The sequence below is a fragment of the Streptomyces sp. NPDC052225 genome (assembly GCF_040679615.1).
Taxonomy (GTDB): Bacteria; Actinomycetota; Actinomycetes; order Streptomycetales; family Streptomycetaceae; genus Streptomyces.
Genome location: NZ_JBFAVD010000032.1, coordinates 17632 through 41786, shown reverse-complemented (window position 1 = coordinate 41786; position 24155 = coordinate 17632). Strand labels below are relative to the sequence as shown.

Sequence of the window (24155 nt, the reverse complement as noted above, 5' to 3'; positions counted from 1 at the left end):
CCGCCCAGCGTAGTTGGGGCCGTACGCACCGGTGCGCGGCGCCCGCCTGCCGAGACGGGGGCCGCGCAGACGTGGACGTACGTCTACAGCTTCTGCTGCTGTACGAGCTCGTCGAGGGAGAGACCGGGGACCTCTCCGTCGGGGGTGAGCTTGTCGACGGCCGTGGGCAGCGCCCCGGCGATCTCCTTGGCGGCCTCGTCGGGCGTGACGCCGGACTCGGCGGCGACCTTCTGCAGCGTCACGTCCGGCAGGGCGTCCTTGACCTGCTCCGGGGTGAGCGACTTGTTGTCGCCCTTGCCCACCCAGGATTCGACCTGATCCTGGCTGACCAGGCCCGACTTGGTGATCTGTTCCAGGAGTCCGCCCAGGGGGTTGCCGCCCGCCGAGCCGCTCTGCCCCTTGGTGAAGGCGGCGAGCAGCGACGTGAGCACGCTGCCCGCGGAGCCGCCCCCCGCCTTGTCGCCCAGGAGGCCGCCGAGAAGGCTGCCGAGGTCAAGACCGCCGTTGTTGCTCGCCATGGTCACGCCTTTCGAGACGTACGAGACGTACGAGAAATCAGCGCGGAGGGGGCGCGCGGCTCCCACCGCAGACCCTGCCAATGTCACCCGAACCGCCCCCTGTCGCCACTCGGCCGGAGCTGCTTGCATAGGAGCGGCACCGCTGCCGCCTCGGGGGAGGCTCGACCATGAAGCGTTCAGGACCCCTGTTCACACTGTTCGCAGGGCTGGCCCTCGGCCTGTTCATGCTGTCCCTGAACGCGACGACCGGCGAGGGCACGGCGTCGTACGGGACGCAGCCCGCGGCCTCGGTCACGGCGTCCCCCTCGAAAGCGGCCCCGTCCACGGCGAGCCCGTCGTCGAGTCCTTCGGCGAGCCCGAGTCCGACGCGGAGCGCGGGCCGCCCCAAGAGCAGTTACGCGGGCCGCACGGACGACGACACGTCCGCCGTCTCGGTCTCCGTGAACGGCGACAAGGCGATCGCGTACTTCTGCGACGGCCGCACCAAGGAGTCCTGGCTGAAGGGGAACGTCGAGGACGACGGCTCCATGAAGCTCAGCGGCAGCCACGGCGCGCGCCTGGAGGGGAAACTCGCGAACGACCGGATCCGCGGCACCGTCGAGGTAGGCGGGCATCCGTACGCGTTCACGGCGAAGAAGGCCGTCAAGCCGTCCGGCCTGTACCGGGCGACCACCGAGGTGCGCGGCGCGAAGGTCGCCGGCGGCTGGATCGTGCTGCCCGGCGGCCGTCAGGTGGGCATCGTGCGCCGCGACGACGAGCCGTCGGCCGCGCCGCCCATCGACCCGGAGACCGGCTCCGTCACGGTCGACGGCGAGCAGCTCACCGCACGTCCCGTGGTCCCCTGACCGCCTCGGGCCCGAGAAGGGGTTCTCATGACCGTCGATCCGAACGCCGCCACGCAGAGCTTCCCCGGCTCCGGCCCCGACCACCGCCGCCCCGGCGCGGCCCGCTACCTGGTGCCCGCGGTCGTCGCGGCCGTGGTGGCGGTCGGGCTCGGCGCGTACGGGAAGGTCCACGACCCGCAGGGCACGGCGTTCAACATCGCCGGGTTCTCCAGCACCAGCGCCGTCAAGTCGTGGCTGGCGACGGTGGCCTTCGCCTTCGCGCTCGTCCAGATCGTCTCGGCCTTCATGGTCTACGGGAAGCTGCGCGGCCCGTCGTGGGCGCCGGCCCTGCACCGCTGGTCGGGCCGGATCGCGTTCCTCGTCGCGGTGCCGGTGGCGGTGCACTGCCTGTACGCGCTCGGCTATCAGACGTACTCGACGCGCGTGATGTGGCACTCGTTCCTCGGCTGCTTCTTCTTCGGGGCGTTCAGCGCCAAGATGCTGCTGCTGCGCGCGGAGCGCCTTCCGGGCCGGCTCCTGCCGCTGGTCGGCGGCCTCGCGTTCGCGGTGCTCACGCTGCTGTGGCTGACGTCGGCGCTGTGGTTCTTCCGCACGGTGGGGGTGACGACATGAGGTCACCGGGCCGCAGGAGCGTGCTCGTCGTAGGGGCGGCGGCGCTGGCGGCGGGGTGCAGCAAGTACGGGGACGAGGGCGGGGGCGAGCGGGAACAGCCACCGGCGACGCGTGCGGAACCGACCGGCTCAGGGCCTCAAACGCCTTCTGCCGCCGACGAGTTGGCGAAGACCTCGGACATCCCGGTCGGCGGTGGCACCGTCTTCGCGGACGAGAAGGTCGTGGTGACCCAGCCCGACAAGGGGACCTTCAAGGCGTTCTCCGCGGTCTGCACGCATGCGGGCTGCACGGTCCGCGACGTGTCGGGCGGCACGATCAACTGCGCCTGCCACGGCTCGAAGTACAAGATCGCGGACGCCGCGGTGACGGCCGGCCCGGCGCCACGCCCGCTGGACCCCCGGCAGATCAAGGTCACCGGAAATTCGATCACGCTCGCCTGATCCTTCCGCCTAATCTCAGCGGATGGAACCGCACGACCTGGTCCGCGACCACACGGTCTACAGCTGCGTCATGGGCTCGCGCGCCTTCGGCCTGGCGACGCAGGACAGCGACACGGACCGGCGGGGCGTGTACCTGGCGCCCACGCCGCTCTTCTGGCGCTTCGACAAGCCGCCGACGCACATCGAGGGCCCGGCCGACGAACAGTTCTCCTGGGAGCTGGAGCGCTTCTGCGAACTCGCCCTGCGCGCCAACCCGAACATCCTGGAGTGCCTGCACTCCCCGCTCGTCGAACGCGTCACCCCGGTCGGCGAGGAACTCCTCGCCCTGCGCGGCGCGTTCCTGTCCCGCCAGGCGCACACCACGTTCGCCCGCTACGCCGACGGCCAGCGCAGGAAGCTGGAGGCCGATGTCCGCACGCACGGCGCCCCGCGCTGGAAACACGCGATGCACCTGCTGCGCCTGCTCATGTCGTGCCGCGACCTGCTGCGCACGGGCGAGCTGACGATCGACGTGGGCGAGGCCCGGGAGTCCCTGCTCGCGGTGAAGCGCGGCGAGGTGCCGTGGCCGGAGGTGGAGCACCGCCTGACCGCCCTGGCAGCCGAGGCGGAAGAGGCCTCCCGGCACACCCCGCTCCCCGAGAACCCGGACCGCCCGCGCGTGGAGGCCTTCCTGATCCGCACCCGCAGAGCCTCGGCCCAGCCCTGAAAGGCAGGCGCCCGCCGCCTTGGGCAATCTGCCGCCAAGGGCGGCAGGATGGGCAAGGCAGCCCCCCAGCGCCGGGCGCGCGCTTCATCAGGCCCGCGCAACAGCCCCGCTCACCCCGCCAAACGCACCCTCACCACAAAGTCATCCAGCGCGTCATACGCGGACGCCTCCTCCGCCAACCCCGACCCCGCCTGCGCAGCATCCAGCACGCCATGCAGCCCCTCGACATCACCGGCCACCCGCCCGAAGTCGACCTCGGCCCCCGCATGCTCCGCGACAGCCTTCGCCGCGATCAGCTCCGGCAGATACCGGGGCGCGACCCCGCCCAACTCCCCGATCAGCGTGGGCAGATGAGCCTGCACCTCACCGCTGCGCATCAGATGGATCCCGGTGAGCAGCGCACGGAACGTGTACAGCAGCGGCTTGAGCTCGCGCGTCTTCTCGTAGAGCCGCCACTGCGTCCCGGCGAACCCCCGGTAGTGGTGGGCGTGGTGCCGCGTGACGACGCCGGGCGCGAGCGCGATCAGCTCGGCGTGCGCCGGCGTCGTGTGCTCGACCAGCGGCGACAGCAGCTGCTCCAGCACATACCCGTTGCGCCGCAGCATGAGCCGTACGAACTTCCGCAGGTCGTGCGTGACGAGGTCCATCTCGACGTCCTCCTCGTCACCGTCCGCGAGCCACATCCGCGACCGGGTCTCCTCCGGCTCGCGCAGCCCGACCAGCGCCTCGACGGGCAGAAGGTGCACGCCGCGCAGATCGATGTCGGAGTCCCGCGAGGGGAACCCGTACAGGTGCGCCCCGGAGACCGTGGCGAAGAGCAGCGGGTCGGGTTCGGCGGCGATGATGGCGGCCAGGTCCACGGCGGCGGTCACGGAGGCTGTCGTGGAGGCGTCGGAGGTCATACGCCGATGATGGCCGACCCCGTACGCCCGCCCCACCGAATTACCGCCCGGCCCCGTTCCACTCCGCCCCGAACCCGAGCAGCTCGTCCCGGTGCTCGACCCGCTCCACCCACGCCGCCGGCCAGGCATCCGACCCCAGATACGCCCCCGCGAACGCCCCGGCCAGACAGGCGATCGAGTCCGAGTCCCCCGACGTACACGCGGCGCGGCGCAGCGCGAGGAGCGGCTCGTCGACGAAGAGGAGGAAGCACAACAGGCCGGTGGCGAGGGCCTCTTCGGCGATCCAGCCCTCCCCCGTGGCGAGGCAGGGATCGACCTCCGGGTTGGCGACGCGCAGGGCCGCCTCCAACCGCTCGAGGACGGCGAGGCAGTCGTCCCAGCCGCGCGCCATGAAGTGCTCGGGGCTCGGGTCCTGGGAGCGCCGCCACAGGTCGCCGAGCCAGTCCTCGCGGTACCGCGTGCGGTTGTCGAGCGCGTACGACCGCAGCTGCCCCACGAGTCCGGTGGGCTCGGCGCCGCGCGCGAGCAGGTGCACGGCCCGCGCCGTGAGGTCGCTCGCCGCGAGCCCGGTGGGGTGCCCGTGGGTGAGCGCGGCCTGCAACTGCGCGGCCCCCGACCGCTGTTCGTCGGTCAGCTCCGGCACGAGGCCGAGCGGCGCGACGCGCATGTTGGCGCCGCAGCCCTTGGAGTGGATCTGACTGGCGTCCTGCCAGAGGCGGTCGCCGTCGAGCCGCTGGCAGGCGACCAGGCACGTACGTCCGGGCGCCCGGTTGTTCTGCGGCGAGTGGAACCAGTCGACGAACTCCTCGCGCAGCGGCCGCTCGAACCGCTTCGGCCCGAGCGGGCCACGGCCCATGCCGGTGCGCAGCGCCCGCGCCACCGCCAACGTCATCTGCGTGTCATCGGTGATGTACGCGACGGGCCCGGGCAGCTCCATCTCCCGCCAGGGCCCGCACTTGGCGAGGATCGACGGTACGTCGTTGAACTCGGTCGGAAATCCGAGCGCGTCCCCGAGGGCGAGCCCCAGCAGCGCTCCGGTGGCGGCGGTCTTCGTCATCGGCGGGTTCCCTCGGTGTCGTCGTGATCGGGTGCGGGCCGCAGCAGCGGCGGATGGAGCGAGACGGCGCCGCCGGCCCGGTACAGCGCCGCGGGCTTGCCGCGTCCGCCGGTCAGCCGGGACGCGCCGGGGATCTGCGCGACGAATCCGGGCGTCGCGAGCACCTTGCGCCGGAAGTTCGCGGGGTCCAACTCGGTGCCCCACACCACCTCGTAGACCTGCCGCAGCTCGCCGAGCGTGAACTCGGGCGGGCAGAACGCCGTGGCCAGGCAGGTGTACTCGAGCTTGGCGCCGACCCGTTCGTGGGCGTCGGCGAGGATCCGGTCGTGGTCGAAGGCGAGCGGCCCGTACGCAGGTGATCCGTACGGCAGCCACTCGGCCCGCGCCGCGTCGCTGCCGCCGCTGACCTCGGGCGGATCGGGCACCAGCGCGGCGAACGCGACGGAGACGACCCGCATCCGCGGGTCGCGGTCCGGTTCGCTGTAGGTGCGCAGTTGCTCCAGGTGCAGCCGCCCGTCGACGTCCCCGAGCCCGGTCTCCTCGGCGAGCTCGCGCCGCGCCGCCGTCTCGGCCGCCTCGTCGGGCTGCACGAAACCGCCGGGCAGCGCCCAGCGGCCGGCGTACGGCTCCTGTCCGCGCTCGACGAGCAGGACGCGCAGGGCGCCCGCGCGGACGGTGAACACGGCGAGGTCGACGGTGACGGCGAAGGGCTCGTAGGCGTGCTTGTCGTATTCCTGCATGACCCACCCCTCTCTTTAACGTCTAGTTGACTATAAAGAGAGGGGCGGAACCACGCAAGAGGCACGAGCCGACAAGCAGCGGAAGCCAAGAGGCAGGGTCGAGAGGTACGCGCCGTCAGCGCTCGGCCATGGCCTTCGCGTCCCGCGCCTCCCCCGCCTTCCCCGGCACGAACGCCGCGACCACCGCTCCCGCTGCCGACGCCCCCGCCGACACCCACAGCGCGGGCACGAACCCGTCCATGAACGCCTGCGGCGACCCGTACCCGCCGGCCCGCGCGAAGACGACCGCGGCGATCGCCACGCCGAACACCCCGCCCAGCTCCCGCAGCGCCATGTTCACGCCGGAGGCCACGCCCGCGTCGGCGGGCGGCACCGCCGAGGTGACGGCGTTGGCCGCGGTCGGGAACACCATGGAGATGCCGACCCCGGCGAGGATCAGCGGCACGACGAGCTTCCCGTACGCCACCCCCGGCTCGGTGACCACGGCCATCAGACCGAGCCCGGCCGCTTCGAGCAGCAGCCCGGTCAGCATGAACAGGCGGTTGCCGTACCGGTCGGCGAGCGCGCCCGCGACCGGCGCGACGAGCAACGGCATCCCGGTCCACACCAGAATCCGCACGCCGGCCTCCAACGGCGAGTTCCCGAGCCCCAGTTGGAACAGCTGCGAGATCATGAACACCGCCCCGAGCAGGGACACCAGCTGGAGGAACAGCGCCCCGTTCGCCGCCGAGAACCCGCGCAGCCTGAAGTACGCGAGCGGCAGCATCGGATACCGGGCCCGCCGCTCCCAGCGCAGGAACGCCGCGACGAGCACGACGCCGAGCACCAGCGCCCCGGTCACCTCGACGCTCCCCCACCCGGCCTCGGGCGCACGGGCCGGCGCCCACGTCAGCGCCCACATCCCCGCGGCGGCCAGCACAAGCCCCACCAGGTCGAGTTGGGGACGCGGCCCGCGGCTCTCGCGCAGCTTCAGGAAGGACAGCGGGATCATGGCCAGTCCGATCGGCACGTTGATCCAGAAGATCCACTGCCAGGACAGCCCTTCGGTGACGGCCCCGCCGAGCACCGGGCCGATCGCCACCCCGACCCCGGTGACGCCGCCCCACAGGCCGATGGCCACGCCCCGTTTCTCGGCCGGGAAGGCGTCGCTGATCAGGGTGAGCGTCAGGGGCAGCACGAGCGCCCCGCCCGCGCCCTGCACAGCCCGCGCCGCGATGAGCAGCCCGGGTCCCGGTGCGAGCGCCGCGACGGCCGAGGCCAGCGTGAACAGGGCGAGCCCGGCGACGAACATCCGCCGCCGCCCGAACCGGTCGCCGAGCGCGGCGCCGGTCAGCGTGAGACAGGCGAAGGCCAGGTTGTACGCGTTGATCGTCCACTCCAGCTGCGACAGGCTCGCCCCGAAGTCGGCGCGCAGGGCGGGCAGCGCGGTGGAGACGACGACCACGTCGAGCGAGCCGAGCAGCGCGCCGAGCCCGGCGAGCGCCACGGTCCAGCCGCGGCGCACGGGCGGCGCCGCGCGGGTGGGTGTCGTGGGGGCGCGGGACGCGAGGCCAGGCCCGCCCCCTGCTCCCATGAGGGTTTCCGTATCGATCATGTCTGCCATGACGGTGACTGTCCTTCCGGATCTACGGGTGGTGCGCAGTCACGGAAGACAGACCGGGCCCGGTCCGAAAAGGAATCGCGGCGGCCCGGGGCGGCGCCCGAGGAAGGCGACGAGCCGGTCGCCGGGGCGGGCGCGGGGACCCGGCTCGACCGGCTGGGCGAAGCGCGGGCCGCGGTCGTCGCACGCCACGAACCGCCGTGCCAGCGGCAGCAGTTCGGCCGCGAGCGCGGACGGCACGGGCCGCGCGAGGCCGCGCGCCTGCGCCACGTCCCAGCCGTGCACGGCGATCTCCACGGCGCCGACGGCGGCCACGATCCCGGCGGGCAGGTCCCGGTCCGCGACGACGACGGCCGCCCCGTCCCGTACGGGCGTCCCCAGGAGCGCCCGCGCACGCGCCCTGAAGCCCTCCCCGGGGTCGCCCCCCGGACAGGCCGCCACACCCCCTCCAGGCCCCACACAGCCGCCCCCGAGCCCCTCCCGCAGCGCGTCCAGGGAGTCGTCGAGATGCCCGATGAGCGCCCCGAGGTCCCAGCGCGCGCACGGGGTCGGCCGGGACAGCTGGCAGGCGGTGACCCCGGCCAGGCTGCCGAGCGCGTACGCGAGGGCGCGCTCGAGCAGCTCGTCGGGGTTCACGACCGCTCCCGGGGCAGCACCGGAGGCAGCCCGCAGCGCTCGACGAGCCCGGGATCGAGGAACGCGGTGATCCGTGCGATCCGCTCCCCGTCGGCCCCCGGGGTGAGCACCTGCACGGAGTGCGGCCGGTACACCTCGCCCTCCGGCTTGTAAGTCCCCACCGCGGGCTGCCCGTTGACCCGCGTGGGCCGCATCCGGACCCGGAGGCCGCCGAACGGGTCGAGCACCCGCGCCCCCAGGAAAGCCAGTACGTCCTTCTTGCCGCTGAACCAGGCGGCGTACGGCGGCATCTCCAACTCGATCCCGTCGTACAGGAGTTGAGCAAGGGCGTCGGCGTCGCCGCGCTCGAAGGCGGCCATGTAGCGGTCGAGCAGGGCCCGTTCGTCGACGGCGGCCGGTTCGGACAGCAGGTCCTCGGCCGAGGCGACCTCGTCGAGCCGTGCCCTGGCCCGCTGCAAGGTGCTCTTGACGGCAGCCGTGCTGGTGCCGAGCGCGGCCGCGACCTCGGACGCCCGCCAGGCGAGCACCTCGCGCAGGATGAGGACGGCCCGCTGCCGCGCGGGCAGCTCCTGCAACGCGGCGACCAGGGCGAGCCGCACGCTCCCCCGCGCGACGACGAGCGACGCCGGGTCCACCAGGGCGTCCGGCAGCGGCTGGAGCCACGGCACGTCGTCCGAGGCCCGCCCGACCGGCTCCTGCGGGGCGTCCGACGGCGCCCCGATCCCGGACGGCAGCGGGCGCCGCCCCCGCGTCTCGATGGCCGTCAGGCACGTACGGGTGGCGATCCGGTACAGCCAGGTCCGTACGCTGGCCCGCCCCTCGAAGTCGTCGTACGCCCGCCAGGCCCGCAGATACGTCTCCTGCACCAGGTCCTCGGCGTCGTCCACCGACCCGAGCATCCGGTAGCAGTGCACGAGCAGCTCCCGCCGCAGCGGCTCCGCCACCCGCACGAACTCCTCACGATCGGCCACGCCGCCCACTCCCCTTCGGCAGTCCATCCCTGGTACTGACCGCCGGGACGGCGAAAAGGAATCGGCCGGCCCCCGGATTTCTCCGGGAACCGGCCGATGCGCATGCCTCAGATCTCTAGAGGTCGACTTCCTTCATGAGCATGCCGACCTCGGTGTTCGACAGACGCCGCAGCCAGCCCGACTTCTGGTCGCCGAGCGTGATCGGCCCGAAGGCGACACGGACCAGCTTGTCGACGGGGAAGCCGGCCTCGGCCAGCATCCGCCGCACGATGTGCTTGCGGCCCTCGTGCAGGGTCACCTCGACCAGGTAGTTCTTGCCGGTCTGCTCGACGACACGGAAGTGGTCCGCCTTCGCGTACCCGTCCTCCAGCTGGATGCCGTCCTTGAGCTGCTTGCCCAGGTCACGCGGGATCGGGCCCACGATGTGCGCGAGGTAGACCTTCTTCACGCCGTACTTCGGGTGGGTCAGGCGGTGCGCCAGCTCGCCGTGGTTGGTGAGCAGGATGACGCCCTCGGTCTCGGTGTCGAGCCGGCCCACGTGGAACAGCCGCGTCTCACGGTTGTTCGTGTAGTCGCCGAGGCACTGCCGTCCTTCGTTGTCCTCCATGGTGGAGACGACGCCGGCCGGCTTGTTCAGGACGAAGAACTGGTACGACTGCGTGGCGACGGTCAGACCGTCGACCTTGATGACGTCCTTCTCGGTGTCGACGCGCATGCCCTGCTCGAGCACGATCTCGCCGTTGACCTCGACACGGGCCTGGTCGACGAGCTCCTCGCAGGCACGCCGCGAGCCGTAGCCGGCGCGGGCGAGCACCTTCTGGAGCCGCTCGCCCTCCTGCTCGGCGCCGGGGAACGTCTTGGGGAGGTTGACCTTCTGCTTGCCCGCGTAGCGCTCGCGGTTGCGCTCCTCGGCGCGCGCCTCGTACTCGCGCGACGTCGCCGGGACCCAGCGCCCACGGCTCGGCGCGGACTGCTGGCCCCGCTTGGGGCCGCCCTTGGCGCCTCCGCGCGCCGAGGCGCCGCGGCCCGACTTGGGACCCTCCTGGGTGCCGCCGGGGCCCACGTCGTAGCGCCGCTCCTCCGGACGCGGCTTCTTCGGACGGGCCGGCCGGTCGTCCCGCTTGTCGTCGCGCCGGTCGTCACGCCTGTCATCGCGGTTGTTACCGGCACCGCGGTAGTTACCGCGGCCACCGCTGCTCCCGCCGCGGCCGCCGCTGTTGCCACCACGGCTCCCGCCGTTGTTTCCGCTGCTGTTCCTGCCGCTGCTGCTTCGCATCAAATTTCCGTTAGTCGTCTGCGTCGGTACCCGGCGCATCGGGTGCGTCCGGGTCGAACGACGGCACCCCTTCCAGCGTGTCCGCCTCGATCGCGTCCGCCTCGGGGAGGAAGGGCGCGAGTTCCGGCAGCTCGTCCAGGCCTCGCAGGCCCATCCGCTCCAGGAAGTAGTTCGTCGTCCTGTACAGGATCGCACCTGTTTCGGGTTCCGCGCCCGCCTCCTCCACCAGACCCCTCTGGAGCAGGGTCCGCATGACCCCGTCACAGTTGACTCCGCGCACGGCGGAGACCCGGGATCGGCTGACCGGCTGGCGGTACGCGACCACGGCGAGGGTCTCCAGAGCGGCCTGTGTGAGCCGGGCCACCTGCCCGTCGAGCACGAACCCCTCGACGGCTGCGGCGTACTCCGGGCGGGTGTAGAAGCGCCAGCCGCCCGCCACGAGCCGCAGCTCGAAGCCGCGGCCCTGCACCGTGTACTCGTCGGCCAGGGCCCGCAGAGCGTCGGCCACGGCCCTTCTCGGCCGTTGCAGGATCTTGGCGAGGTGCTCCTCGGTGGCGGGTTCGTCCACGACCATGAGCACGGCTTCGAGCGCGGGCTTGAGATCGAGCGCCGCGACACCGCTCCCGGCCTCTGCCTCCACGGTCATGACGCACCCTCCTTCTGCTCGGTCTCCGGGTCGGGAGCCCGGTCGAACTCGTCCGTCACCACGGGCTCCGCCTCGTCCTCGCCGCCGGTCCAGCGCACGAGCAGCTCCCCGAGCGCGGTCTCCTGCTCCAGGCCCACGGCCTTCTCCCGGTACAGCTCAAGGAGCGCGAGGAAGCGCGCGACGACGGTGAGGGTGTCCTCTGTGTCGGCGACCAGGTCCTGGAAGCTCGCCTCGCCCAGCTCGCGCAGCCGCGCCACGACGATCCCGGCCTGCTCCTGCACGCTCACCAGCGGCGCGTGGATGTGGTCGACGTACACCTGCGGCTTGGGCTTGGGCTGCATGGCCTTCACGGCGAGCTCGGCGAAGCCCTGCGCCCCGATGCTGATGACGACGTCGGGCAGCAGCTCGGCGTGGTGCGGTTCGAGCCCCACGGTCCGCGGATACCGCCGCGCCTCGTCGTCGAGCCGGCCGCTGAAGATGTCGGCGATCCGCTTGTACGCGCGGTACTGGAGCAGCCGCGCGAACAGCAGGTCCCGGGCTTCCAGGAGCGCGAGGTCGGCCTCGTCCTCCACCTCGGCGGCGGGCAGCAGCCGGGCGGCCTTCAGGTCGAGCAGCGTCGCGGCGACGACCAGGAACTCGGTCGTCTGATCGAGATCCCAGTCCGAGCCCATGCCCCGGATGTGGGCCATGAACTCGTCGGTCACCTTCGACAGCGCGACCTCGGTGACGTCGAGCTTGTGCTTCGAGATCAGCTGCAAGAGCAGATCGAAGGGCCCTTCGAAGTTCGAGAGCCGAACGGTGAACTTCCCGTCGTCGCCTCCCTCACCTTCAGGTTCGGGCTCCGCCGTCCTGGGCAATCTGCCGCCTGGGGCGGCAGGGTGGGCAAGGCGGCCCCCAGCGCCGGGCGCCTCTTCAACGGGCTCCGCCGCCGGCCCGGCAGCGCGCTCCGGCTCGGCCGGATCGGACAGCGCCCCGCGCCCCAGCGCACGCCGACGCGCACCCCGCTCAGGCACAGAAGAGGACGAATCGTTCACAGGCACAGTGCCGGAGGCTACCGCCCACGCAGCCTGCGGACGAGAATGCTCGCGTCCCCGCGGGACTCCAGGTCGGCCAGGACCACGGCGACCGCCTCGCGCACGATGCGGCCGCGGTCGACGGCGAGCCCGTGCTCACCGCGGAGCACCAGACGCGCGTGCTCGAGGTCCATCAGCTCCTCGGCGGAGACGTACACGGTGATCTTCTCGTCGTGCCGCTCACGCCCGCTGGGGCGCCGGTTGGCGGCTCGGGAGCGGCGCCGGGCGGCAGCCGTGCCCCGGCCGCTGCCAGAACCTTCCTGCGCACGTCTGGCCGACTTCTCCGAGGCCTCCGCGGCGGCGCCGCGGCTGCGCGATCCGGCGTCCGACTCCGCCTCGGCGGTGGTGTGTTCGGCGGACGGGGCGTCCGCGTCACCGTCCTCACCGGCGCCGGAGGCGGCGGGCGCGGCGGCGGCCGCCTCGTCGCTCTCCCCGGCGGGGTTCGGCACCCGCGCCTCACCGTTCGCGGGGCGCCGCGGCGACGACGCCTGCAGAGCCATGCCGCCGGTCGTACGGAACAGTTCGTCGGCCCCCGGCAGACTCACTCGGCGTGACACCGGGCGAGCACCTCCCTGGCGAGCTGGCGATAGGCGGCGGCACCCACGGAGTTGGACGCGTACGTGGTGATCGGTTCGCCGGCGACGGTGGTCTCCGGGAAGCGCACGGTCCGGCCGATCACCGTGTGGTACACGTGATCGTCGAAGGCCTCGACGACCCGCGCGAGCACCTCACGGCTGTGCACGGTCCGGGAGTCGTACATCGTGGCGAGGATGCCGTCGAGTTCGAGCTCCGGGTTCAGCCGCTCCTGGACCTTCTCGATCGTCTCGGTCAGCAGGGCCACACCGCGCAGCGCGAAGAACTCGCACTCCAGCGGCACGATCACCTTGTGAGCGGCCGTCAGCGCGTTCACGGTGAGCAGGCCGAGCGAGGGCTGACAGTCGATCACGATGTAGTCGTAGTCGGCCATCAGCGGCTTCAGCGCCCGCTGCAGCGTGGACTCGCGCGCGACCTCGCTGACCAGCTGCACCTCGGCAGCGGACAGGTCGATGTTGCTCGGGAGCAGGTCCATGTTCGGGACCGCGGTCTTCAGGAGCACCTCGTCCGCGGACATCCCCCGCTCCATGAGCAGGTTGTAGACCGTGAGGTCGAGCTCCATCGGGTTCACGCCGAGGCCGACCGACAGGGCACCCTGCGGGTCGAAGTCGACGAGCAGGACCCGGCGACCGTACTCCGCGAGTGCCGCACCCAGGTTGATGGTCGACGTGGTCTTGCCGACGCCGCCCTTCTGGTTGCACATCGCGATGATCTTCGCGGGACCGTGGTCGGTCAGCGGGCCTGGGATCGGGAAGTACGGCAGCGGACGCCCGGTCGGACCGACGCGCTCGCGGCGCTGGCGGGCAGCGTCCGGGGCGAGCGTGGCCGCGTACTCGGGGTCGGGCTCGTATTCGGCGTCGGGGTCGTAGAAGTGCCCCTCGGGGGACAGTTCGTCGTAGTCGGCGAAGTGGCTGTGTGTGTCGCCACTTCGGTCGCCGGCCATGGCGTTCACGTGATGGCCATCCATGCTCTGGTGTGCTGTCTGCGTCGGCGTCTGCTGGGAGGTGCTCTGGGAGCCGCTCTGGTGGGCCGCGAAGGTACGCACAGCTACGGAGCCGACAGCTTGAAGCCCCGCGGGAACCTGTCCGCCTGGCTGGCCACCTCCGGGAGTAAATGTCGACTCATTCACAAGTCGTCTTACCTCCTTGGATGTGACCAGGAACATTTATCGATAGGTCAGCGTGGCACCATGCCGACGGTTGGCGACTCTATGGCGTGTCACCGCTCCGCAGCAACACAATCCGCCGGACCCGGCAGGATGTGTCGGTAACGGAACACCCTCATGTCAAGGGCGTACGACGGCTCTTCGGTGCGTTTCGCGGCTGCGCGAATCGGTTAAAGGGTTACGTTCAAGGCGAGTTGACCATGTCCGTACCCATGCCGCGTCCGTAAAAATACGGCCGGACCCCTCACAAGGTCCGGCCGTAGGCGTGAGATTGACGACTTTGGTTGACGTCAGCCGAGCAGCGTCTCGAGCTCCAGGTGCTCCAGACCGTGCGCCTCGGCGACCTCCTTGTAAACCACCTTGCCGTCATGGGTGTTGAGACCCAGGGCGAGCGCGGGGTCACGGCGCAGGGCCTCGACCCAGCCACGGTTGGCCAGTTCCACGATGTAGGGCAGCGTGGCGTTGGTCAGCGCGTACGTCGACGTGTTGGGCACGGCGCCGGGCATGTTGGCGACGCAGTAGAAGACCGAGTTGTGGACCGGGAAGGTCGGCTCGGCGTGCGTCGTCGGGTGCGAGTCCTCGAAGCAGCCGCCCTGGTCGATCGCGATGTCGACAAGGACACTTCCCGGCTTCATACGCGACACGAGCTCGTTGGTGACGAGCTTCGGGGCCTTGGCGCCGGGGATCAGGACCGCGCCGATGACGAGGTCGGCGTCGAGGCAGGCCTTCTCGAGCTCGAAGGAGTTCGACATGACCGTCTGGATCTTCGTACCGAAGATCTTGTCGGCTTCCTTGAGCTTGTTGATGTCGCGGTCGAGCAGGGTCACGTGGAAGCCCATGCCGATGGCGATCTGCGCGGCGTTCCAGCCGGAGACGCCGCCGCCGATGACGACGGCCTTGCCGGCGTGCACGCCGGGGACACCGCCCGGCAGGACGCCGCGGCCGCCGTTGGCGGCCATCAGGTGGTAGGCGCCGACCTGCGGGGCCAGGCGGCCCGCGACCTCGGACATCGGGGCGAGCAGCGGCAGCTGGCGGTTCGCGGTCTCGACCGTCTCGTACGCGATCGCGGTGGTGCCCGACTCCAGGAGCGCGTCGGTGCACTCCTTGGAGGCCGCGAGGTGCAGGTACGTGAAGAGCGTCTGGTCCTTGCGGAGGCGGTGGTACTCCTCGGCGATCGGCTCCTTGACCTTCAGGAGCAGGTCGGCGGTCGCCCAGACCTCGTCGGCGGTGGCGAGGATCTGCGCGCCGGCGCCGACGTACTCGGCGTCCGTGATCGAGGAGCCCACACCGGCGTTCTGCTCGATGAAGACCTGGTGGCCGTGGCGCACCAGCTCATGCACACCGGCGGGGGTGATGGCCACCCGGAACTCGTTGTTCTTGACCTCGCGGGGGATGCCGACCTTCATCGTCGATCACGGTCCTTGGCTCAGGGGATTTAACGGGCGATGCACTACATACCAGTGCGTCGTCGGACACACCAGGAGACACCGCGGAACAACGCGGCGGAGCCAGTCTAATGAAGGTTGTCGAGCTGTCTAGCCTTTCGATGCATCAATCTTTCGGGGATGCACTACGGATTTCGTAGGCGTTAGCGGCTTGTTCCGAAGGGTTTGCCTCCGCGGCGCCGTTTCCGGGCGCGCCGGCGATCTCCTCTCCCAGCATGCGCTCGGCCGCACCCCGGTGCAGCTTGGCCGCGGCCGGGTCCCCGAGCCGCTCCAGGGTGTCCGCGAGCCGCAGCTGAAGCGCCGCCTGAAGGCGTACGTCCTTGGCCTGCCGCGCCCACTCGACGGCTTCCTGGCACGTGCAGAGCGACTCCTCGGGCCGCCCCGCGTACTCCTGCACCCGCGCGAGTTCGCTCAACGCCCTTGCCTGGGCGGCGACATCGCCCTCCTTGCGGTACCCGGCGACCGCCGAACGCCAGCCGCGCATCGCCTCGCCGTAGCGCCCCGCGTACGTGTGCACGGCGGCGATGCGTCCGTGCAGCCGCGCGGCGTCGGCCCGCTCGCCGCGCGTGAGCCGCTGCGACAGGGCCCGCCCGAACCAGTCGGCGGCCCGCTGCCAGTCCCCCAGCTCCTGGTACGCGCCTCCTACGGATTCCATCGCGCGGCCGGTCGCATACGGGTCCTGCGCGGCCCGTCCCGCGTCCAGCGCGGCCCGGTACCGGGCGAGGGCCTCCGTGGTCCGGCCGGTCTGCGCGTCGAGATCGGCGAGGTTGAGCAGCGCGGCGGCCTTCTCCCGCGGCAGGTTCCTGCGCTCGGCGACGTCGAGCACGAGCCGGTGGATCCCGTACAGCTCGGGCGCCGCCGCCTCGGTGCCCCGGTGCGCGACCATCGCCCGTACGAGAGCGGCCATCAGGCGGCGCGCCAGGGTGTCCAACTCCCCGTCGGCGACGGCCAGCCGGGCCGCCGCGAGCAGCGCGGGCTGCCGCACGCGCAGCCACTCGGCGGCCGCTTCCGGGTCCGCGAACCGCAGGGCGCTGGGCAGCCCGGCGAGCTTCTTGCGGGCCGGGGAGCCGTCGGGCTCGGTGATCGCGCGGCACGAGGTGAGCAGCCGTACGGTCCGCTCCAGCATCCGGGCGCGGGCCAGCTGCACCTCGCCGGGCCGGTCCTGTGTCTCGGTGAGCCCGCGAAGGAGCGGCACCAGGCAGCCCGGCACCTCGTACTGCGGCAGCTCGGAGTCGACGGGCCGGACGAGGCCGAGCGCCACGAAGTCGTCGAGCGTGGTGCGGGCGGCGGACACGGAGCAGCCGGCGAGCGCGGACGCGGTGTGCGGGTCGACGTACCCCTCGGGCGCCAGCGACAGGTATCGCAGTATCCGGGCGGCGGGCCCGGCCAGCGAGGCGTACGCGTGCCGGAAGACACGGGCGAGCGCGGGCCCGTCCCCGTCCTGGGCGTGCAGCTGCTTGGCCAGGTCGGCGACGGATTCCTTGGGCCGTACGGCGAGCCAGCCCCCGGCGATCTCCAGGGCGGCCGGCTCGGCGCCGCACAGCTCGACGAGGGACTCGGCGGAGCGCGGGTCGCAGGTGATGCGGACGGACCCGGTGTGCCGGGTCAGCAGTTCCAGGGCGGACTTGGTGTCGAGCCCGCCGAGCGTGCAGGGCCGCACGTCGGAGATCCCGGTGAGCGGGCCGGCGGCGACCGCCACGACCAGGCAGTCGGCGTTCTCGGGCAGCAGCGGCTCGACCTGCTCGGCGTCCCCGGCGTCGTCGAGCAGCAGCACGACACGCCGCACGGAGAGCCCTTCGCGCAGCCGCTCGGTGAGGTCGTCCGCGGACTCGCCGGGGGGTGCGGGCAGTTCGAGCGCGTTCAGCAGGTCACGCGCGATGCGTTCGGTCGGTACGGGGGTGCCGTCGGGGGCGGTGAGCCGGGTCCGCACGGTGCCGTCCGGGTACTGGTCGGCGACCTGGCGCAGGAGTTCCTCGGCGAGTGCGGTGCGGCCGGTGCCGGGGCGGCCGGCGACCAGCAGCACTCGGGCGCGGGGTGCCTTGCGCCCCGACAGGGTGTCGAGCCCGGCCCGCTCGATGTCGGACCTGAGCTCCTTCAACTCCCGTCTGCGCCCCAGGAACTGACCGGACGTCACATCTTGTCCCCGACGGGTCCGGCGCCGTTTGCGGGAGCGCCCGGAGGACTCCCCGACCACCGTCACGTCGTCCGACTCGACCGCCTGATCCGTCACGGGCCACGCTCCGTCTCACCCAGCCCCTCCGGGGGTCGGCAGGGGCGATTGCGAGCCTAGTTCAGGGGGTGCGGGTGCCCTTGGCGGGCGGCGCGGCGAAGTCACTCGGTCGGATCAGCAGATGGTCGCATCGGTCGGATTCCGGGCGCGCGTTTCGTCGTGGCTGGTCGCGCAGTTCCCCGCGCCCCTGAAACACAGACGCTTCGCGTCGCATTTCCCCGAGAGATGCGGAGCATCTCCAGGGGCGCGGGGCTGTGTCATGAGCGGCTCCGCCGCGGGGCGCGACCAGCCCCCACCGAAGCCGCACCCGGCAACGCGACCGCGCCCCGCAACGGCGCTAGGCCTCGAACGGCCGCGCAGGCCACGGCGCCTCGGCGGGCCGCAGCGCGTCCACCCCGTCCCCCGCCAGCACCGCGCTCAGCGAGAGCACGCCCACCACAAGACAGTTGTTGTGCAGCTCACCGGCGAGCGCTCCGCGCACGAGGTCCGCCAGCGGAACCCGCGCGAACTCCATGTCGGCCTCCTCGTCCTCCACCTCGAACCGCTCGCCGTCCGCCTCGGACAGATCCCGCGCGAGGAAGATGCGTACGGCCTCGGAGCAGCCGCCCGGCGTCGTGTAGACATCGGTGAGGACGCGCCAGTCCTCGGCCTTGACGTGCGCCTCCTCGTACAGCTCGCGCTGCGCGGCGTGCAGCGGGTTCTCGCCGGGGATGTCGAGCAGCCCGGCGGGGATCTCCCAGAGCTTCATGCGCACGGGGTGCCGGTACTGCTTCAGGATCAGCACCCGGTCCTGGTCGTCGAGGGCGACCACGGCGACGGAGCCGGGGTGGACCTGGTAGTCGCGCCGCGCCACGGACCCGTCGGGCATGACGACATCGTCCGTACGCACGGAGGTCTTGTTCCCGACGAACGGGGTCTCGGTCGCCCGGACCTCCCACTCCGCAGCGGTGTCCTGGATCGTCGCCTTGTCCGTCATGCCGGAACGTCCTCCCACGTAAGCAAAAGAAACCGGGGCACGTGCCGCAAATGGCACGCACCCCGGTAACCGTACATCGCTTGTGTTACAAGCCTTACTTGGCCTTCTTGGCCCCCGCGGCGGCCGCGACCTTGCGCTCCACGGCCGCCTTCACCAGACCGGCGAAGAGCGGGTGCGGACGTGTCGGGCGCGAGCGCAGCTCCGGGTGCGCCTGCGTGGCGACCAGGTAGGGGTGGATCTCGCGCGGGTACTCGACGTACTCGACGAGCTTGCCGTCGGGCGACAGGCCGGAGAACTGCAGGCCGGCCTTCTTCTCCAGCTCGGCGCGGTACGCGTTGTTCACCTCGTAGCGGTGACGGTGGCGCTCCTCGACGTACTCCTTGCCGTCGTACACCTCGCGCACGATGGAGCCCTCGGCGAGCTTCGCCGGGTACATGCCGAGCCGCATGGTGCCGCCCATGTCGCCCTCACCGGCGACGATGTCGAGCTGCTCGGCCATCGTGGAGATGACCGGGTGCGCGGTGGCCGCATCGAACTCGGTCGAGTTGGCGTCCGGGATGTCAGCCAGGTTCCGCGCCGCCTCGATGACGGTGCACTGGAGGCCGAGGCACAGACCCAGCAGCGGGATCTTGTTCTCGCGGGCGAACTGGATGGCGCCCACCTTGCCGCTGACACCGCGGTCGCCGAAGCCGCCGGGGATGCAGATCGCGTCGACGTCACCGAGCTGCTTCTTGGCGCCGGCCGGCGTCTTGCAGTCGTCCGAGGTGACCCACTTGATCTTGACGCGGGCCTTGTTGGCGAAGCCGCCGGCGCGCAGCGCCTCGGTCACCGACAGGTAGGCGTCGGGCAGGTCGATGTACTTGCCGACCAGGGCCATGACGATCTCGTGGTCGGGGTTGTGGACACGGTCGAGCAGGTCGTCCCACGTCGTCCAGTCCACGTCGCGGAACGGCAGGTCCAGCTTGCGGACGACGTACGCGTCCAGGCCCTCGCCGTGCACGGTCTTCGGGATGTCGTAGATCGAGCGGGCGTCGGGGCACGCGACCACGGCGTCCTCGTCGACGTCGCACATCAGCGAGATCTTGCGCTTGATGGCCGTGGGGACCTCGCGGTCGCAGCGCAGCACGATCGCGTCCGGCTGGATGCCGATGTTGCGCAGCGCGGCCACGGAGTGCTGGGTGGGCTTGGTCTTCAGCTCGCCGGAGGGGCCGATGTAGGGCAGCAGCGAGATGTGCACCACGAAGACGTTGTCGCGGCCGACCTCGTGGCGGACCTGGCGGACGGTCTCCAGGAACGGCAGCGACTCGATGTCGCCGACGGTGCCGCCGACCTCGGTGATCACGACGTCGACCTCGTCCGTCGCCATGCGGCGGATGCGGTGCTTGATCTCGTTCGTGATGTGCGGGATGACCTGGACGGTGTCGCCGAGGTACTCGCCGCGCCGCTCCTTGGCGATGACCTGCGAGTAGACCTGGCCGGTGGTGACGTTGGCCGAGCCGTCGAGGTCGCGGTCGAGGAAGCGCTCGTAGTGGCCGATGTCCAGGTCGGTCTCGGCGCCGTCGTTGGTGACGAACACCTCACCGTGCTGGAAGGGGTTCATCGTGCCCGGGTCCACGTTCAGGTACGGGTCGAGCTTCTGCATGACGACACGGAGGCCACGCGCCTTGAGCAGCATGCCGAGGCTGGAGGCGGTGAGCCCCTTGCCGAGGGAGGAGGCGACACCCCCGGTGACGAAGATGTGCTTGGTCGTCGAAGATTTCGGCTGCATGGCCAAGAGGGGGCTCCCGTGGTCGCGGTCTGGGGTGCGTACCGGCGTGCTCTCCAGGACTTTCGGGGGAGGCGCCGTCGCTGCGGTTCGGGGGTTCTATGACCACCGGCTCACGGGCTACCAGGGTATCAGCGACGCGGCGAGGCTGCTTCCGGCCACGCTCCGCGCACGGGTCACCACAGGGGCACCACTTCGTCACCCGACGCTCACCCGTTCGGCTCAGACGCGTTGTCGTGAGCGGCACGCAGATCACTTGAGCGCGTCGTATCCTGCTCGGACACTCGGCTGGCGAGTCACGCTGGAAAACGGCACCACAACGGCAACACCCCCGCCCGTTCCCGACCGTTCACCGGAACACGAAGTCCGTTCGCCGGTGCCGCCGCCGGAACAACCGGCTCGTCAGTTCGTTTGACAACAACGAATCAGGACGACGTATCTAGACGATCCGTTGACCCCCCTTTGACCGTTGGCTTTGACAGTTGGCCCCCGATTTCTTCTCTTCCGGGGGCGTACGTGGCCGTTCGACTGGAGATGCACGTGGCCGGGCGCATCGAGGATTACGCACTCATCGGAGACATGCAGACCGCTGCCCTGGTCTGCCGGGACGGCACAGTGGACTGGCTGTGTCTGCCCCGCTTCGACTCGCATGCCATTTTCGCCGGGCTGCTCGGCACCGAGGACCATGGCTTCTGGCGCCTGGGTCCGGCGCACGCGGCCGACGCGGCGCCACCGACGGCGGCGCGGCGCACCTACCGCGGCGACTCGCTCGTCCTCGAATCCGAGTGGGACACCCCGCGCGGCACCGTGCGCGTGACGGACTTCATGCCGCCGCGCGACGGCGCGCCGCAGCTCACCCGGATCGTGGAGGGTGTCAGCGGGCGCGTGCCGATGCGCTCGGTGCTGCGGATGCGCTTCAGTTACGGGCGGATCACCCCGTGGGTGCACAAGGTGGACGGGCGTACGGTCGCGGTGGCCGGGCCCGACTCCGTGTGGCTGGATACCGACGTCGAGACGTACGGCAAGAACCTGACGACGTACTCGGACTTCACGGTGGCGCCCGGTGACCGGATCGCGTTCACCATCCAGTGGCAGCCCTCCCACAAGGGCCAGCCGCCGCTGCCGGACCCCGAGGGGGCGCTGACGGCGACGGAGGACTTCTGGCGGGAGTGGGTCGAGCACTGTACGTACCACGGCCCGTACCGCGAGGCCGTCGTCCGCTCCCTGATCACGCTGAAGGCGCTGACGTACGCGCCGACCGGCGGCATCGTCGCGGCGCCCACCACGTCGCTGCCGGAGGAGATCGGCGGCGTACGGAACTGGGACTACCGCTACACCTGGCTGCGCGACGCCGCGATCACCCTGTCGTCGCTGCTGCGCACCGGGTACCGCGAGGAGGCCCGCGCCTGGCGCGAGTGGCTGCTGCGGGCGGTCGCTGGAGACCCCGAGAACCTCCAGATCATGTACGGCATCGCGGGCGAACGTGAGCTCGGCGAGGCGGAGCTGGACTGGCTGCCCGGGTACGAGAACTCGGCGCCGGTCCGCGTCGGCAACGGAGCGGCGCACCAGCTCCAGCTCGACGTCTACGGCGAGGTGACCGAGGCGCTGCACCTGGCGCACATGACGGGCCTGGCCCGCAACGACTACGCGTCGCTGCTCCAGCTCAAGCTGATCCGCTACCTCGAAGGCCACTGGGACGAGCCGGACGAGGGCATCTGGGAGGTCCGCGGGCCGCGCCGGCACTTCGTGCACTCGAAGGTCATGGCGTGGGTCGCGGTGGACCGGACGATCAAGCTCATCGAGTCCGGTGACGCGGACGGCCCGCTGGAGAAGTGGCGCGAGCTGCGCGACGACATCCACCGGGACGTGTGCGAGAAGGGCTACGACAAGGAGCGGAACACGTTCACGCAGTCGTACGGCAGCAAGGAGCTGGACGCCTCGCTGCTGCTCATCCCGCAGATGGGCTTCCTGCCGCCGGACGACAAGCGCGTCATCGGCACGATCGAGGCCATCCAGCGGGAGCTGTCGACGGAGGACGGGTTCATCCTGCGCTACCCGACGGACGGCGAGGACGCCGGTGTCGACGGGCTGCCCGGTGACGAGGGGGCGTTCCTCGCCTGCTCGTTCTGGATGGCGGACGACCTCGCGATGATCGGCCGGGTCGACGAGGCCCGCAAGCTCTTCGAGAAGCTCCTCGGGCTCCGCAACGACCTGGGGCTGCTCGCCGAGGAGTGGGATCCGCGGCTGCAGCGCCAGGTCGGCAACTTCCCGCAGGCGTTCAGCCACGTGCCGCTGATCGACACGGCACTGCGGCTGACCGCTTCGGGGGCGTACGGCGGCTAACGCACCGCGGATATCACCTCGTTGGCGGCGCGTTCTCCTTCGGACGCGCCGCCTTCCATGAAGCCCTGGAAGTCGTAGGAGCAGTGTTCGCCGCCGATGTGGATGTTGCCCTGGGCGACACCCTCGTAGCCCGCGTACCGGTGCAGGTAGCCGACGGGCCAGTACGAGTAGGCGCCGAGGGCGTACGGGTTCTTGTGCCAGGCGGAGAGCTGGGCCTTGCCGGTCCAGGCGGCTTTCGTGCCGGGGAAGACCGGGTCGATCCGCGTGAGGTAGCGGGTGGCCAGGTCGCGGACGTAGGGGTCGTTCTCGTACGCGAACGGGCCTGACGGGGCAAGGGACTTGGCGAGCGAGCCGCCGCCGTACTGGATCAGGATGCCGCCGGTGCCCGGCTGCACCTTCGTCGTGTCCCAGGTCTGCTGGAAGGCGGCGTCGGTGAAGCAGTCGCCGGACGAGACGCCCGGCCAGGGTCCTGTGCCGCGCCAGGGGCGGCTGGTGAACTGCATGTTGAGTTTGGTGCAGTAGCCCATGCGGGCGTCGCGCAGCAGGTTCTTCATGCGGGTGTCGAACCCGGCCTTGGACAGGTCGAGTTGCTGAAGGATCGGCAGCGGGACGCACAGGATCGTGTGGTCGGCGGTGGCGGTGCGGGTGGCGCCGCCGGTCTCGGTGAAGGTGAGGGTCTGGGTGCCGTCGGTGTTGGCCTTCACCGCCTGGAGGGACATGCCGTGGCGGATCGTGCCGGCGGGCAGGGAGTCGGCGATGGCGTGCGGGAGCCGGTCGTTGCCGCCGGTGATGTGGTAGCGCTCGTTGGACAGGCCCCAGATGTTGAAGTTGCCGGGATTGGTCTGATAGCCCATCAGGAGCACGAGGGCCAGGGCCGATTGGTCGGCCGTGTCCGCGCCGTACTCGACGTTGTAGGCGACGTCGAAGAAGCGGCCGAGCGGGGAGCCGTGCCCGCCCGGCACGCGCGAGTCGATCCATTCGTAGAGGGACATGGTGTCGAGGGCGGTGCCGGTGGGCGTGGTCTGGTTCCAGAAGACCTCGCCGGAGTTCTGCAGGTCCTGGTGGAGGGCCTGGTAGACGGCGTTGAAGTCCTCGTCGGCCTGTTCGCGCGGGTAGTAGGAGCCGTTGAACCAGAGGATCTCCTCGGCGCCGTTCGGGCCGCCGCCCAGGAAGTCCTCGGTCGGCAGGCTGAAGCGGCGGCACAGCTCCAGCATCTTCTTGTGGCTGGTGTCGATCAGCTCGCCGCCGATCTCGGACGTCTGCCCGTACGCCCAGTGGTCGCGCTGGGAGTACATGCGGCCGCCGACGCGGTCCGGGTTCGCCTCGTAGAGGGTGCAGGCGTAGCCCGCGTCGTGCAGGGTGAGGGCCGCGGTCAGTCCGGCGATGCCGGCGCCGACCACGGCGATCCTCGGGGCGGCGGCCGCCGCTGCCGCCTTCGGGGCGGGGAGCGCGGCGGCGGCCGCTCCGGTCGCCGCGGCCGCCTTGAGGACGGTACGGCGGGAGGCGCGGCGTTCGCGGAACTCCCCCACCGGGATCCCCAGTTGGGCCGCGGCCCGGTGTTCGGCGGCCAGGTGTCTCAGGGCGTGCATCAGGTTCGTACGAGCCATGACGTTCT

22 protein-coding genes are annotated in these 24155 nt (G+C 71.2%); 5 read left to right on the top strand and 17 right to left on the bottom strand.

Annotated features, from left to right (window positions below; translation table 11 throughout):
* Positions 1-83: 83 nt before the first annotated feature.
* Complete coding sequence (locus tag AB0L37_RS33180; RefSeq protein WP_365513966.1) at positions 84-518, bottom strand: YidB family protein; 435 nt, start codon at positions 516-518, stop codon at positions 84-86.
* Between the two features lie 167 nt (positions 519-685).
* Here AB0L37_RS33180 and AB0L37_RS33175 point away from each other — a divergent pair, with 167 nt between their 5' ends.
* The 4 genes from AB0L37_RS33175 to AB0L37_RS33160 are packed head-to-tail and all read left to right on the top strand — an operon-like array spanning position 686 to position 3121.
* Positions 686-1363, top strand: coding sequence for a hypothetical protein (locus AB0L37_RS33175; protein WP_365513963.1), 678 nt, complete (start codon positions 686-688; stop codon positions 1361-1363).
* Positions 1364-1390: 27 nt separating this feature from the next.
* Positions 1391-1975, top strand: coding sequence for a DUF6529 family protein (locus AB0L37_RS33170; RefSeq protein ID WP_365513960.1), 585 nt, complete (start codon positions 1391-1393; stop codon positions 1973-1975).
* Complete coding sequence (locus AB0L37_RS33165) at positions 1972-2415, top strand: Rieske (2Fe-2S) protein (RefSeq protein WP_365513957.1); 444 nt, start codon at positions 1972-1974, stop codon at positions 2413-2415. The genes AB0L37_RS33170 and AB0L37_RS33165 overlap by 4 nt, the downstream gene beginning before the upstream one ends.
* A gap of 22 nt (positions 2416-2437) precedes the next feature.
* Positions 2438-3121 carry a nucleotidyltransferase domain-containing protein gene (locus AB0L37_RS33160; RefSeq protein ID WP_365513954.1) on the top strand — a complete coding sequence of 228 codons (684 nt, stop codon included), beginning with the start codon at positions 2438-2440 and terminating at the stop codon, positions 3119-3121.
* 110 nt (positions 3122-3231) lie between these two features.
* On the opposite strand, the gene AB0L37_RS33155 is transcribed toward AB0L37_RS33160, so the two are convergent.
* The 15 genes from AB0L37_RS33155 to AB0L37_RS33085 form a co-directional block, all read right to left on the bottom strand.
* Positions 3232-4023 carry a nucleotidyltransferase domain-containing protein gene (locus AB0L37_RS33155; RefSeq protein WP_365513951.1) on the bottom strand — a complete coding sequence of 264 codons (792 nt, stop codon included), beginning with the start codon at positions 4021-4023 and terminating at the stop codon, positions 3232-3234.
* A gap of 40 nt (positions 4024-4063) precedes the next feature.
* On the bottom strand, positions 4064-5080 hold the full coding sequence (locus AB0L37_RS33150) for an ADP-ribosylglycohydrolase family protein (protein ID WP_365513947.1): 1017 nt from the start codon (positions 5078-5080) through the stop codon (positions 4064-4066).
* Positions 5077-5820, bottom strand: a complete 744-nt coding sequence (locus tag AB0L37_RS33145; RefSeq protein WP_365513944.1) for an NUDIX domain-containing protein — start codon at positions 5818-5820, stop codon at positions 5077-5079. The genes AB0L37_RS33150 and AB0L37_RS33145 overlap by 4 nt, the downstream gene beginning before the upstream one ends.
* 115 nt (positions 5821-5935) lie before the next feature.
* Entirely contained in the window at positions 5936-7423 is a 1488-nt protein-coding gene (locus AB0L37_RS33140; protein WP_365513941.1) for an MFS transporter, read from the bottom strand.
* A gap of 39 nt (positions 7424-7462) precedes the next feature.
* Positions 7463-8056: a TIGR03086 family metal-binding protein gene (locus AB0L37_RS33135; protein ID WP_365513938.1), complete on the bottom strand. Its 594-nt coding sequence runs from the start codon at positions 8054-8056 to the stop codon at positions 7463-7465.
* Positions 8053-9027: a sigma-70 family RNA polymerase sigma factor gene (locus tag AB0L37_RS33130; protein WP_365513935.1), complete on the bottom strand. Its 975-nt coding sequence runs from the start codon at positions 9025-9027 to the stop codon at positions 8053-8055. Before AB0L37_RS33130 ends, AB0L37_RS33135 begins: the two co-directional genes overlap by 4 nt.
* Before the next feature lie 115 nt (positions 9028-9142).
* A complete protein-coding gene (locus AB0L37_RS33125; RefSeq protein WP_365513932.1) occupies positions 9143-10303 on the bottom strand; it encodes a pseudouridine synthase in 1161 nt (386 codons plus the stop codon).
* Positions 10304-10313: 10 nt separating this feature from the next.
* Complete coding sequence (gene scpB, locus AB0L37_RS33120) at positions 10314-10949, bottom strand: SMC-Scp complex subunit ScpB (protein WP_365513929.1); 636 nt, start codon at positions 10947-10949, stop codon at positions 10314-10316.
* A complete protein-coding gene (locus AB0L37_RS33115; RefSeq protein WP_365513926.1) occupies positions 10946-11806 on the bottom strand; it encodes a segregation/condensation protein A in 861 nt (286 codons plus the stop codon). Before AB0L37_RS33115 ends, scpB begins: the two co-directional genes overlap by 4 nt.
* A 194-nt stretch (positions 11807-12000) precedes the next feature.
* Entirely contained in the window at positions 12001-12579 is a 579-nt protein-coding gene (locus AB0L37_RS33110; RefSeq protein WP_365513923.1) for a hypothetical protein, read from the bottom strand.
* On the bottom strand, positions 12564-13745 hold the full coding sequence (locus AB0L37_RS33105; protein ID WP_365513920.1) for a ParA family protein: 1182 nt from the start codon (positions 13743-13745) through the stop codon (positions 12564-12566). The genes AB0L37_RS33110 and AB0L37_RS33105 overlap by 16 nt, the downstream gene beginning before the upstream one ends.
* 326 nt (positions 13746-14071) lie before the next feature.
* Entirely contained in the window at positions 14072-15187 is a 1116-nt protein-coding gene (ald, locus tag AB0L37_RS33100) for an alanine dehydrogenase (RefSeq protein WP_365513917.1), read from the bottom strand.
* A 145-nt stretch (positions 15188-15332) separates the two neighbouring features.
* Complete coding sequence (locus AB0L37_RS33095; protein ID WP_365513914.1) at positions 15333-17456, bottom strand: tetratricopeptide repeat protein; 2124 nt, start codon at positions 17454-17456, stop codon at positions 15333-15335.
* Positions 17457-17793: 337 nt separating this feature from the next.
* Positions 17794-18432 (bottom strand): NUDIX hydrolase, encoded by a 639-nt coding sequence (locus AB0L37_RS33090; protein ID WP_365513911.1) that lies wholly within the window; start codon positions 18430-18432, stop codon positions 17794-17796.
* A 94-nt stretch (positions 18433-18526) separates the two neighbouring features.
* A complete protein-coding gene (locus AB0L37_RS33085; protein WP_365513908.1) occupies positions 18527-20200 on the bottom strand; it encodes a CTP synthase in 1674 nt (557 codons plus the stop codon).
* A 537-nt stretch (positions 20201-20737) separates the two neighbouring features.
* On the opposite strand from AB0L37_RS33085, the gene AB0L37_RS33080 reads away from it, so the two are divergent.
* Positions 20738-22540, top strand: coding sequence for a glycoside hydrolase family 15 protein (locus AB0L37_RS33080; RefSeq protein ID WP_365514044.1), 1803 nt, complete (start codon positions 20738-20740; stop codon positions 22538-22540).
* On the opposite strand, the gene AB0L37_RS33075 is transcribed toward AB0L37_RS33080, so the two are convergent.
* The gene (locus tag AB0L37_RS33075) at positions 22537-24147 is read right to left on the bottom strand and encodes an NAD(P)/FAD-dependent oxidoreductase (RefSeq protein ID WP_365513905.1); all 1611 of its coding nucleotides are present in this window, start codon (positions 24145-24147) and stop codon (positions 22537-22539) included. The genes AB0L37_RS33080 and AB0L37_RS33075 overlap by 4 nt on opposite strands.
* Between the last annotated feature and the right edge of the window lie 8 nt (positions 24148-24155).